The sequence below is a fragment of the Blautia sp. AF32-4BH genome (assembly GCF_003460565.1).
Taxonomy (GTDB): domain Bacteria; phylum Bacillota; class Clostridia; order Lachnospirales; family Lachnospiraceae; genus Fusicatenibacter; species Fusicatenibacter saccharivorans.
The window spans coordinates 1-12,265 of record NZ_QTVL01000016.1; the positions used below are offsets into that span (position 1 = coordinate 1).

The 12,265-nt window shown below is 35.5% G+C and carries 16 protein-coding genes and 2 pseudogenes; 14 read left to right on the forward strand and 4 right to left on the reverse strand.

The window, feature by feature from the left end:
- Positions 1-96: ClbS/DfsB family four-helix bundle protein (locus DWZ44_RS15085; protein ID WP_117699133.1), on the forward strand; the 96-nt coding region annotated here is incomplete at its 5' end.
- A 120-nt stretch (positions 97-216) separates the two neighbouring features.
- On the forward strand, positions 217-552 hold the full coding sequence (locus DWZ44_RS15090; protein ID WP_055267398.1) for a DUF3784 domain-containing protein: 336 nt from the start codon (positions 217-219) through the stop codon (positions 550-552).
- 337 nt (positions 553-889) lie between these two features.
- Here DWZ44_RS15090 and DWZ44_RS15095 read toward each other — a convergent pair.
- From DWZ44_RS15095 to DWZ44_RS15110, 4 genes and pseudogenes are all read right to left on the reverse strand, one after another.
- A pseudogene (locus DWZ44_RS15095) lies at positions 890-1,018 on the reverse strand (antirestriction protein ArdA); the annotation flags it as partial.
- Between the two features lie 60 nt (positions 1,019-1,078).
- Positions 1,079-1,570, reverse strand: a complete 492-nt coding sequence (locus DWZ44_RS15100) for an antirestriction protein ArdA (RefSeq protein WP_117805231.1) — start codon at positions 1,568-1,570, stop codon at positions 1,079-1,081.
- An 82-nt stretch (positions 1,571-1,652) separates the two neighbouring features.
- The gene (locus DWZ44_RS15105; protein ID WP_005334765.1) at positions 1,653-1,982 is read right to left on the reverse strand and encodes a type II toxin-antitoxin system RelE/ParE family toxin; all 330 of its coding nucleotides are present in this window, start codon (positions 1,980-1,982) and stop codon (positions 1,653-1,655) included.
- Positions 1,979-2,287, reverse strand: a complete 309-nt coding sequence (locus DWZ44_RS15110) for a type II toxin-antitoxin system RelB/DinJ family antitoxin (RefSeq protein WP_029471590.1) — start codon at positions 2,285-2,287, stop codon at positions 1,979-1,981. The genes DWZ44_RS15105 and DWZ44_RS15110 overlap by 4 nt, the downstream gene beginning before the upstream one ends.
- Positions 2,288-2,676: 389 nt before the next feature.
- Here DWZ44_RS15110 and DWZ44_RS15115 point away from each other — a divergent pair, with 389 nt between their 5' ends.
- From DWZ44_RS15115 to DWZ44_RS15175, 12 genes and pseudogenes are all read left to right on the forward strand, one after another.
- Complete coding sequence (locus tag DWZ44_RS15115) at positions 2,677-3,231, forward strand: RNA polymerase sigma factor (protein WP_005334762.1); 555 nt, start codon at positions 2,677-2,679, stop codon at positions 3,229-3,231.
- Positions 3,221-3,976 (forward strand): hypothetical protein, encoded by a 756-nt coding sequence (locus DWZ44_RS15120; RefSeq protein WP_117805232.1) that lies wholly within the window; start codon positions 3,221-3,223, stop codon positions 3,974-3,976. The genes DWZ44_RS15115 and DWZ44_RS15120 overlap by 11 nt, the downstream gene beginning before the upstream one ends.
- A complete protein-coding gene (locus DWZ44_RS15125) occupies positions 3,967-4,833 on the forward strand; it encodes an ABC transporter ATP-binding protein (protein ID WP_005334760.1) in 867 nt (288 codons plus the stop codon). The genes DWZ44_RS15120 and DWZ44_RS15125 overlap by 10 nt, the downstream gene beginning before the upstream one ends.
- Before the next feature lie 4 nt (positions 4,834-4,837).
- Positions 4,838-6,004, forward strand: coding sequence for an ABC transporter permease subunit (locus DWZ44_RS15130; protein ID WP_092073365.1), 1,167 nt, complete (start codon positions 4,838-4,840; stop codon positions 6,002-6,004).
- Positions 6,005-6,087: 83 nt separating this feature from the next.
- Entirely contained in the window at positions 6,088-6,690 is a 603-nt protein-coding gene (locus DWZ44_RS15135; RefSeq protein WP_117805233.1) for a Type 1 glutamine amidotransferase-like domain-containing protein, read from the forward strand.
- 140 nt (positions 6,691-6,830) lie between these two features.
- Complete coding sequence (locus DWZ44_RS15140) at positions 6,831-7,184, forward strand: dihydropteridine reductase (protein WP_117805234.1); 354 nt, start codon at positions 6,831-6,833, stop codon at positions 7,182-7,184.
- A 28-nt stretch (positions 7,185-7,212) separates the two neighbouring features.
- A complete protein-coding gene (locus DWZ44_RS15145; RefSeq protein WP_117805235.1) occupies positions 7,213-7,818 on the forward strand; it encodes a TetR/AcrR family transcriptional regulator in 606 nt (201 codons plus the stop codon).
- Between the two features lie 258 nt (positions 7,819-8,076).
- Positions 8,077-8,253, forward strand: coding sequence for a helix-turn-helix domain-containing protein (locus DWZ44_RS15150; protein ID WP_003864535.1), 177 nt, complete (start codon positions 8,077-8,079; stop codon positions 8,251-8,253).
- Positions 8,254-8,373: 120 nt separating this feature from the next.
- Positions 8,374-9,363: a helix-turn-helix domain-containing protein gene (locus tag DWZ44_RS15155; protein ID WP_044954635.1), complete on the forward strand. Its 990-nt coding sequence runs from the start codon at positions 8,374-8,376 to the stop codon at positions 9,361-9,363.
- Position 9,364: 1 nt separating this feature from the next.
- Positions 9,365-10,756: a tyrosine-type recombinase/integrase gene (locus DWZ44_RS15160; protein ID WP_171027973.1), complete on the forward strand. Its 1,392-nt coding sequence runs from the start codon at positions 9,365-9,367 to the stop codon at positions 10,754-10,756.
- Between the two features lie 161 nt (positions 10,757-10,917).
- Positions 10,918-11,133: a hypothetical protein gene (locus tag DWZ44_RS15165; protein WP_226977413.1), complete on the forward strand. Its 216-nt coding sequence runs from the start codon at positions 10,918-10,920 to the stop codon at positions 11,131-11,133.
- A gap of 797 nt (positions 11,134-11,930) precedes the next feature.
- Positions 11,931-12,257: pseudogene (locus DWZ44_RS15175) on the forward strand (GTP pyrophosphokinase); the annotation flags it as partial.
- Positions 12,258-12,265 lie beyond the last annotated feature (8 nt).

Below are 12,265 nucleotides of genomic sequence, written 5' to 3' on the forward strand. Positions count from 1 at the left end.
GTCTGGGAAGTATACAAATTCATACATGTTAATACAGTTGCTCCGTTCGGAACCTTTAGAACCAAGATTAGAAAATGGAAAAAGATTGCACTATAACTTCAAGTTTACAGAACTGAATCAAAAGAGCTCGAAGGAGCTCTTTTTCCTTTTTTATAATAGTATCATTATGGTATAATAGAGACATTAAAATCGGAATTTGAAGCGGAGGTATGTATTATGAATATAGGATTTTGGTCGTGTATAATTTTGGTAATACCATTTCTGATTATAGGTGTGTTATTTGCGATTTTTAAGGAAAAAGCAACAAAATTTGTTTCGGGATTTAATTCATTTTCTAAAGAAGAACAGGCATTGTATGATAAAGCTTATATCTCTCGTGATATAAGAAATCAGTGCTTTATGTGGGCTATTATAATGTTGGCAGGAGCATTATTATCCTGCTTTTTAACCCCATATATAGCTATACCAACCTATATTATTTGGTTAGTTCTGTTTTTTAGAGAAGTCCACTTTGATAATCATAAAGCGTTTGAAAAATATTTATTAAAGTAAATTCTAGTTTGTTGAACTGAATCCGAAAAGCATTAGGGCGCAGAGGAGATAGAATCCTTTGCGTAAAAGACTAACGAACATATTTAATGAAACATCGGAACCATCTTCTTTTTGTTGTTTACCTATAATAACGATTGGAGTAGTCGATTATAAACACTGCAATAAAAAAATCTGAAAATATATTTATCAACATTACATAAAAGTGTGTAGATGCACATAAAATGGGAATACATATTGAAATTCAGGTCGTTCTGTGATGGAATCTCATTACTAAAAAGTGTGCAGATGCACGGAAATGGGGAGTATAACAATGGAGATTAAAAGAGACGTTTACCTACTCTGCATTTAAGCCGATATGTTCTGCAATTACTTCTTCGTCCAATGGAAAAGAGAACCAGTCCCCGACCAGTTCTTCCTCATTGTACTTGCCAAGATTGGCTATATAGACTTGCATATCATCAATCATAAGCGGTCACTTCCTTTCACTCATCGTATTCATAAAATCTGCCATAAGCAATACCCACCATCAGAGCTTGAACATACCATTGTTGCAGACCGCATAACGTCCTTTTTCTTCCGGTTCATGGACGTAGGCTTCCAGATTAAAATATTTCTTTCCCTTTTCGGAGAGAGCAAAAAAATCAATGTTATGTTCCAAGCGGTAACGGGCAACGTCCATGATGTTGTGGCACTCTGGATAAAACAGAAATTCTTCTGATTTCTGCAATAAATCCTCTACACCGCCACAATAGGAAATCAACTCTTTATAAGCCAGCTGAACTTCTGGCGATAAATCCGTGTAAGCAAAGTACAGCTTGTTTAACCGTCTGACAGATGTTGTCCTTACAATGTCGCCAGCAAAGGGGAGCTTCATATCAATGATTTGATAATCGCCACTGTCAGCTTCCACGCCGAGCAGGTCACGGAACAGCTCATAATCAATGGGTAAATCGAACCAGCGAGAGGTTTTATCCTCTGCTGATTTGGTCGTTTCAATCAATACGCTACATTCTTCCATCGTAATTCAGCCCTTTCTTTTTAATTTTGAATATGAAAAAAGCAGTCGATCATAAATGAAAGGCTGCTTTAAATCATATCCTTTATTGCTTTGTGTGGAGATTTAACTGATTGTCTATGTCCCGTCCGGCATACATTACTCTAAGTATTGTTACAACTTTTTTATCGCTGTCTGGAATATAAAGTACCACATAATTGTCTACTGGTAATACACGAAGTCCACGACTTTTCCACGGTTCTTTTTCATATTTTCGATAACGCTCCGGCATCGTATCCAGACTTAATATCTGTTCTTCCAGACGGTCAAGCTGTCCGCTTGCATTTTCCGGCGATTGTAATTCAAAAGAAATATATTCAAAAATCCCTCTCAAATCACTGTCAGCCTGTTCGGATAATTCTACTTCATATATCATAAGCCATAATCCTTGCGAATGTCAGCAAATGCTTTCTTCGCATTTTTTGTCCGTCCAGCCTGCATATCCGCATATCCTTTCTCCAATTCTTCATTGAACTCTGCTTCTGATAATGTGCTGATATCAACAGGTCTGTCAGATGGTATTTTTACTTCAAACGGAAGTCCTCTCTGTAAGATAATCTGTTTATAAAACATATTGATAGCACTGGAAGCAGGGATACCAAGTGTAGACAGGATACTTTCTGCTTTTTCTTTGACATCTGGTTCAATCCTTGCATATAAATTTGCTGATTTTGTAGCCATATAAAACATCTCCTTTCGTGAGTAGTATTTCCATCTATCTTTATTATATGCAAATGTCCGCACAATAGCAATACTAATTTTATGCTCCAATAATCTTATTGAATAACTGTAACAATACATCTTTTACGCCGGACGCATTGAATACAAGACCAACGGCTACTAAGGCAACTACCAAGAATCCGATAAGTTTGGAAAACTCACGCTTACAGGATAATCGAACTACTGCATACTAACCGCCACAGGGAACTCCTAATCCCTTGCTCATGAGGGGAAGAATAGTTTATCATATTGTAAAAAAATATAAAAAAATATAAAAAGTTTTTGTGTTTTTAAATGATTTGTTAAGGTTAGTTGTTTATATATAGAGAAGAATAATTAAGAGAAAAGTGATGGATATGATACAAGACTGGATGATAATAAACAAAATTAAGATGGGAGATCCTGATGCATGGGATATTTTAGTACATAAATATTATGATAGTGTGTATTTTTATTGTGTTCGCAGATGTTATGGAGACTGCGATATAGCTTCTGATTTAACACAGGATATTTTTTTAAAATTGGTAGAAAGTTTACCTAGATACCGATTCATAGGAAAATTTCAAAATTATCTATACACTATGGCTGTCAATACTTGCAATAATTATTTGAAAAAAAGACATATTGAGCAAATAGAACTCACAGATAATTTTACAACTGATTTAGACACTTCATTGATTGATGAAATATTACATGATGAGAGAAAAGAAACGGTTCAAAAAGCACTTGATTTACTTCCTGAAATACAACGAGAGGTTGTGATACTACGGTATTATCACGATTTAAAGGTAAAAGATATTGCGACAATTACTGGCGTGGGGGTATCTACTGTACAGTCACGTATTTATCAAGGCCTTAGAAAATTAGAAAAAGTTTTAGAAAGAGAGGAATTTTATGATGGATAAAAAAGATATTATATCGAAATTGGCTGGTTATAAATTAGAAGGTGATATAGAAGGACGTGAAAAAACCATCGAATTAGGATATGAAATAATGATTAGACTTGGAATGTGTCGACATTCTTACTTTGAGCTATTCCTGTCAACTTTTCGCTTCATACATGTTCATACTTGGATAATTCAATTATTCATCTTTCTATCAGGGATAACTATGGCATTAAATTTTAAAAATTTACAGCCGATAAGTGAAATAATGTTATGCATTACAGGTGTAATATTCATTTCGGCTTTATTTTTTTTAGATGAATTATTCAAAAGTTTTACTACAGGAATGTGGGAATTGGAACAGACATTCAAATATGATTTGCGACAACATATTATGATGAAATTATTGATTTTTGGCATTATTGATATGGTAATTGTTATTTTGCTTTCTCTTATGACTAAATCTATAGTATCTTTGCCTTTGTATCAGATATTAGTCTATGTACTTGTTCCATACAATATTGTTTGCATTATTTTATTTTCGCTTATAACTATATGGAGAAAGCAATTACATAATTATTTCCTATGGTGTATATCGGGAAGTATTTGTGTCGCAGTTATTTTAATTGCAAATATCTTTAAAATATATGAAATCCGAATGCTTTATTGGGGAATAGCATATTTCATTACAACGACAATATTAGGGATTATCTTATATTCTCAAACTAAAATAATCAAATGGGAGGTAGCTTCAGTATGGAATTAACTATTAATAATATAACAAAACAATATGGGAATGTAACTGTGCTTGATGATGTGTCGTATCGATTTACTCCTGGAATTTACGGAATATTAGGTGCTAATGGGGCGGGTAAAACAACTTTATTTCGTATTATTTGTGGACTGATGAGAGCAAATTGTGGAAATATACAATATGACCATAAAGATATTGCTCTGCAAGCAGAATATTATCGCTCGATTCTTGGATTCTTACCACAAGATTTTCGATACTATCCTGATTTTACAGGATTAAATTTTATGATGTATATCGCTTCATTGAAAGGCTTAAATGGGAAAATAGCAAAAAAGAGATGTTTAGATTTATTGATTCAGGTTGGCTTAGATGATGTGAAAAATAAAAAAATCAGAAAGTATTCTGGCGGAATGAAACAGAGACTAGGTATCGCTCAAGCAATGATTAATAATCCGGAAATTTTAATATTAGATGAACCTACGGTAGGGCTCGATCCCAAAGAGCGAGTTAAATTTAGAAAACTGATAAGTTCGTTTGCATCAGAAAAAATAGTATTATTGTCTACACATATTGTATCAGATATAGAATATATAGCAGATGAAATCATTATTCTAAAAAAAGGTAGAATTGAAAATACAGGCACAATAAGATATTTGTTGAAAGATATTAACAAGTGTGTATGGGAATGCCTGGTTCCAGAAAAAGAAGTAAATCGAATTGAGCAAGTATATACAGTAAGTAATCGTAAATATGGAGAAGACGGAGTTGTTCTTCGACTTATTTCAAGGGAAAAACCTTTTGCAAATGCGAAACAAGTTGATCCGGTTTTAGAAGATTTGTATTTGTTTTATTTTAGAGAGGGGGAATGAGAGTATGACATCGCTAATTAAGTTTGAACTTGGGAAAATATTGAGAAACCGAACTGTATTTGGTGGGATTGTTGTAGGATGCTTAGTCCTTCTGGGGATTTTTTTTGTTGGGTATCACTATTCACAGCTATCAATGAGTGAAGCGAGTAATAAGAAAAAGGGGTTTGAAAAGAGCCTCGATGTAATAATAGATGAAAAATATTCTGGAGAGTTTACAGATGAAAAAGTTAAAATGATTCTGTCTGATTCTATGAATAATTTCCAAGAGAATGAAGAGCAAAAAGTTGTTAATAAGCCTTTTTATCCATTTTATTGGGAAATGGGAGATACTTTTTTTTCAAAAGATGCCGAAAATGTTTATTCAGAAATGATTGAACAGGTTAATAAAGGCCAAAGATTAACAATAGAAGACGTGGATTTATATTCATTGGACGAGGTTGGATTTAAAAAATTTGATACTCCTTTGACATTAGGAAATTATGTTCCATGGACAGACTTATATCGAGTACTTGGATATATATATGCTCTTTTGTCCATAATTACAATATTGGTATCTTCCATAGTGTTTTCAGATGATAATTCTAAAAATATCAATCAGATTCTGTTAGTTACAAAATATGGAAGAAACAAAATGATATTTGCTAAATTGATTGCGACAAGTATTATTACAGTGAGTTTATTTATTATTTTTCAATTGGTCAACATAGGTGTTTTCTCTACAATGTATGATATGAGCGGATGGAATTCAGACATACAAACAAATTTGTCGTTGGGATTATTTGACTTCCCTTTGCAATATAACCATATTCAAATATACTTTTTAATTCTTGTCATGCAATTAGTTGGTATTGGATTTGTTGAGAGTGTAACATTGTTAATATCAGCTCTTATGCATTCATCTATGTCAGTATTAGCTGTTTCATTAGGGGTATATATATTACCATTATTGCTGGTGCAAATGATAAAAACAGGGGTAGGTAACAAAATTTTGTATTTGTTTCCAATAAATAATTTGAATGTACAAAATATATTAGGTATTCTATATTCAAAAGATGCTTTTTTCTTCCATTCCTTCTTCATTAATATAGGATTTATATTTATTTTTCAGCTCTTAATACGAGTAGGGATGCAACTATATTGCTTTATTTATATTAAACATTGGAAGTTTTAATGATTTTTTCAATGAAAATGCAATTGAAGAAAAAATATGATATCATGTGAGTAACAAATCGGAATTTATAAAGGAGAATATTGATGAAACTATTTTTATGTTCGCACTTTTCAAGTGTGGGAAGTCTGATAAAGGAAGAAATTGAAAATAAGAAAGTCGCATTTATTCCAACAGCTTCGCTGCGTGAAGGCTACACCGGTTATGTCGGCTCGGCTCGAAAATTATTCAAAAAGTTGGGAGCAATCGTAACTGAAATTGATATTTCAACGGAGGCTTATTCAACGATACAGTCTGTTTTTGAAGAAGCAGATGTGATATATTTTACCGGCGGAAATTCTTTCTTTCTTATGGACCAGCTCCGTAAAACGGGAGCTGATGGGCTACTGAAAAAGGAATTGGCAAATGGAAAATTGATGATCGGCGAGTCGGCAGGCGCAATTATATGCGCTCCAAGCATCCAATATATCGAGCAAATGGATAAAAAGCCAGAGGACTACTCACAAGAAGATGATGCAGGGCTTGATTTGATTGATTTCTATGTTCTTCCGCATTATCTTACAGCACCATTTAAGAAAGTTACCGAGAAAATAATGACTGAGTTTTCGGATTTGAATCTATGCCCAATTAACAACCGTCAGGGAATTGTAATTGATGGTGAAGGTTCAAAGGTTATTTGCAAAGACTAATTTGAAAATTCAAGTTTGTAGAATTAAGAAAATCGAAACTTGCACAATTCTTGAACTCAACACAAACTGCCGTCAGTGTTGTTCCGTTACTCGTTCTTTGCTGGTATCATAGAACCATCAAATGAAGGAGGAAACAAGCCATGAATACAGATAAAATCTATGCAGAACAACTCGCAAACGAATATGCACCCAAGGACACTTCCAAGGTGGTCGCTCTTCGCAAGCTGGATGCAAAAGCCAAGCTTCCCGCAAACGTTTTTACCTACACCTTCGGTATTATCACAGCGTTGGTAGCCGGTGTCGGGATGTGCCTTTCCATGAAGGTTATCGGCAACGGTAGTACTGCTATGTTTGTTCTCGGCGTGATTGTCGGCATTATCGGGCTGCTGGGTATGGGCGTTAATTACCCCATCTACAAAAAATTGCTGGCTCAGGGCAAGCAGAAATACGCTTTTGAAATCATAGAACTGGCAAAAGAAATCAGTGAGAAGTAAACAAAAACACGAAAGAAGGTGGGAATGATTGAATAGATCAGAAAGCAGATATTTTGCTACTGCAGCCAGAATGGACGAAGCCTTTCTGACACTTCTGGCAAAAAAAGATTTTGAGTATATTACAGTCAAAGAAATCTGTGAAGTAGCAGAGGTCAATCGTTCCACCTTCTATCTTCACTATGAAACGATGTCAGACTTGCTCTCGGAGAGTGTCAGTCGTATGAACGAGCAATTTCTTGCTTGCATGGAGAAAGATTCAGATGCCTTTTCTGCAAAGCTGCGGAATTGCCCGAGAGATGAATTATATCTAATTACGCCGGATTATTTAACACCTTACCTCTGCTACATTAAGAACAACAAGCGACTGTTCCGCACAGCAACAGAAAATGCGGCGGTGTTGGGGATGGATAAAAGCTATGATAAGATGTTCCGTTATGTGTTTACGCCAATTCTTGACCGTTATGGTGTACTACCACAGGATCGACCTTATATCATGGCCTTTTATATTCGGGGATTGATGGCGATTATCTCAGAATGGCTCAAGAACGACTGCACCGATTCCATTACGTATGTTACAGGTGTGATTCAGCAGTGTGTAAAAATGCCACAAAGCGAAACAACGAACGCTGTTTGACAACTTCCAGTTTGTTGAATTAAAAATGAAATAAAGTTCCAGTAATCATAGAGTGTATGGATTCAATTCCATATGCTCTTTTTCTTTACTTAATTTCATGAAAAATGTAAAAATCTAATGTTACGAGTTGCATTAAAGAAAACTCGTAAGAAAAAAGTAAAAAAATTTGCTTTTGACCACTGTAAAACATGCTCTGAGCGTTTCGTTATATGAAGGGATAATTTTTCTTTCATATTTCAAAGAAAAGAGGATAAAGAAATGTCAGAAAAAAGATGTTATACAGTTCAAGAGTTACAGGAAATCTTAGGAGTCAGCAGACCTACTATTTATAACCTTTTAAAGAAAAAGGAATTCCGGTGGATCCAGTTGGATGGCGGAAAGTATCGCATCTCTAAGAAGAGTTTCGATGACTGGCTCGATAACTTGGAACAATAAAAAACAGGGTGTTGATCAGGCAGATTTTGTCTGCAATCGACATCCTAAATTTTTATCTGGATTTGAGATATGATATAAGAAAAAAAACTAACACTAAAAAAGACAGGAAGTGAAGAATAAATGGCAACAGCAATTATGAAACAAAAAGAAGTTCCGGAAATGGACGATGTTGAAGAGATCATTTCAAAGATATCAGAAGACAGTCCTTACAAACGGCGTCCGACACAAAAGAGAACCTGGATGACCGTGCCGGAAATGGGAAAGCTGCTGGGATTAAAAAAGACAGATCGATACTGGCTGGTGCATAAAAATGTTTTTGAATCTAAAGAGATTGCTGGAAAGATACGAATCAATATTGCCAGCTTTGAAAAATGGTACGCCAATCAGATTAAATACCATAAAGTTACCGGAGAAGAACCAGGGAAAGAATTGAAATCCTGGTCCTATTCCGTTAAGGAAGTTGCGGATCTGTTGGGTGTTGATGAGTATCTTGTTTATGATTTACTCAAGAAAAATCAAATGGAAGCTGTTATTGTCGATTACTGGAAACGAATACCAAAAGAATCTTTTCAGAACTGGTATAAAAGCCAGTCCCGGTATCGAACAAAGGAAGACAGAAAAAAAGACGCTCTTCTGGAAGATGCAACAATTACGATGCCTGAGATGGCACAGCTGCTTGGAACAACCAGAAGCGCAGTATATACAATTCTTGATAATCCAAAGTATAGTCATTTTTTTGAATTCATTGTGATTGCAGAAAAGAAAAGGATCACAAAAGAGAGTTTTCGAAAATTCCTGGAAGGTCAGGATCGGTATAAGCTGGATCCATCGAATGATTATGAAGAACTTGCACAGGAACAAAATATTGCCCTGGCTAATTTCCGGCGGAAGAAATTATCACAGACCGGAATACGAGGAAGCAATGGAAATATAAAGTATCTTACTTTTGATGAAGCTTCCTATCTGGCAAAGGTCAGCAGAAGCATGATCAACAAGTGGGCGGATAAAGGAAAGTTCACAGTAATAAAAGTTGGCAGTCGAGTTAGGATCCGTCGGGATGAATTTGAGGACTGGATGGAGCAAAGAGATTTGGAAAGGAGTATGCAATAATATGGCATCTATAAGAGAACGAAACGGAAAATTTAATGTAATCTATTCTTATACGAATGAAAAAGGTGAGAGGAAACAGAAGTGGGAAACCTATGAAACGAAAGCCGAAGCAAAGAGAAGAAAAAAAGAAATTGAATATAAAAAAGAGATGGGATCATTTGTCGTCCGTAAATGCAAAACACTGGACGAGCTTATTACAGAATATGTTGCACTTTATGGCAAAGAAAACTGGGCGCTTTCTACATATGAAGGAAATGTCTCTCTTATCAATAACTATATTCTTCCGATCATTGGTGATACGAAACTCTCAGAGATCAATACCCGTTTCATCGAAAGATATTATCAGAGTCTTTTGAAGAGACGTGCAGTTATCAATCCATTGAATAAAACCAGTCGAAATGAATTTGTATCTTCCAGTACGGTCAGGGATATTAATAAGCTGCTTAGAAACTGTTTTGAACAGGCAGTGAAATGGGAGTTGATGGAGAAGAATCCTTGCACCCATGCGACTGTACCAAAACATAAATCACAAAAAAGAGACATCTGGACAGCGGATACATTGATGTATGCGCTCAGTGTCTGTGAAGATGAACGATTAAAGCTCGCAATTAATCTATCTTTCTCATGTTCCCTGCGACTTGGTGAGCTGCTTGGTCTTACCTGGGATTGTGTAGATATTTCTCATGAGGCAATTGAAGAAAACCGTGCATATGTCTTCATCAACAAAGAATCACAGCGTATAAGAAAAGAATCTTTAAATGCATTGGATGGAAAAGATGTGTTGTTGGTATTTCCGACAAATCATAAGAAGAATTCTACGGTCCGTATTCTGAAAACACCGAAGACAGAAAGTAGTGTACGTAAGATATTCTTACCGAAGAGCGTTGCTAATATGCTTGTAGACTGGAAAGCTGAGCAGGATGAAATGAAAGAAATCCTGGGTGACGAATATATGGACTATAACCTGGTTATGGCAAGTACCTTTGGTCTTCCTCTTGGTGATGGAGCAATCCGTGGCCCTTTAAAGAAATTGATCGAGGACTATAATCTCCCACCGGTTGTATTTCACAGTTTTCGTCATAGCAGTGTTACTTATAAGCTGAAACTGAATGGTGGAGACATCAAGGCGGTACAGGGTGATTCTGGCCATGCTCAGGTCAATATGGTTACAGATGTGTACTCTCATATTCTGGATGATGACAGAAGGAAAAATGCAGAGCTTTTTGAAGAAGCATTTTATGAGAAAAAGAATCTGGATCCACAGATGCATGTACAGCAGGAAAATAATAATACTACTGTTGCTGATGAAGTCGATCCGGAACTTCTGGCAAAAGTATTGGCGAATCCAGAGATGCGGGCATTGCTCAATTCACTGGCGAAGACGATGAAGTAATGAAAAATAGTGAAAAAATAGTGTAATTTTAGTGAAAAAACGATTCATAAAACGATATAATATATGGATGAAATGAGGATATTTATTGTGTATATGGATATTCTATCTCCATCATTTGATGATAGAATGACGGAGATAAATCTGAAATGAAGGAGATTCCTATGAGAGACTTTGATTTTATTGTAAGTCCTGCGAAGTTGTTAACACCTGAAATTGTTCAGATGGTTAGCAGCATCCATGAACATAAAGGCAAACAGGAATTATTTCTCGAAGCCAATGTAGATGAATTGAAAACACTCTTAGAAGTTGCATTGATTCAGAGTACGGGAGCATCCAACCGAATCGAAGGTATATCTACTGGTTATGTCCGTGTTTAAAAATATGAAAGCAGCTTATAAATTTGCCAGTCAAAAACGCATGGACAAACCGTCTCGTATGCGTTATATTATTTATAGACAAGAAAATATCTTGTACTTATGATAGGAAAGTTTAATTGAATACTGTTTACCATGATCGAACGTACGAAGCATGGTGGTCATATAACAGATGTCGATGGTAATATCAAGGCATTCCCCGATTATTAGCTGGGGCAAACAATCAGCTAACTTTCAGAGCTTTACAGAGCTTGACAGAGGGGGTATTCAGAATAACTCGAATTGAATCGGAAACAGTTTTATATAGTGTCCCATATGGGTTTACCTTACCTCAGATTGACAGAGAGTGACAATAGGTTGGAGCTCTCCTAAGCGAGGGGTCGGAGGTTCAAATCCTCTTGGCGACGGGCTTCAAAGCGTTCGAAAATGTTAGCTGGATTAGCTGACAACGAACGCTTTTTTTGTTTTCTAATCACGTTCGTGACATGATTTTCCATTCAAAATGATCAATTACCAGCTAACGCAATCCGATTTTTGTTAGCTGACGGCTAATCAAAATCACCTGTTTGCAAACATGGGTTTCAGGAAGTCCAGCTAACATTTGGGTTTCGCTCTGTTGTCACCCCTTATTTGGGGATGGATACCTGGTTTGAAAAACTGATGGAGAAATAATCTGGGAAAATAGTTTAAAGTTTACATGTTATGATCATGTATGAAGTTGGAACAAAATAAAAGAATTGTGCTATACTATTGTTCAAGAAAAAACTCATTGACATATTTCAATCTATTTAGGAGGATAACAGCATGATATTAAAGTTATTGAAATAAAAGATTATATAAAAAATCCAAAATCGAATGGTTATCGAAGCTATCATATGATTGTTGAAATACCAGTATTTTTTGCTAAGGGTAAAACACCTATGCGTGTAGAATTACAGATTCGAACCAATGGTATGGATTTCTGGGCAACATTGGAACATCAACTTCGCTATAAAAAAGGAATTGAAGAAATGCCTGGCTATGATGAGATAAGTGAAGAATTACTTCATTCTGCAAGAGCTATCATTGAAGCAGATAATGAAATGCAGAGAATAAAAGACAAAATTGGTATGTTACACGAAATTTAGGGAGAAAA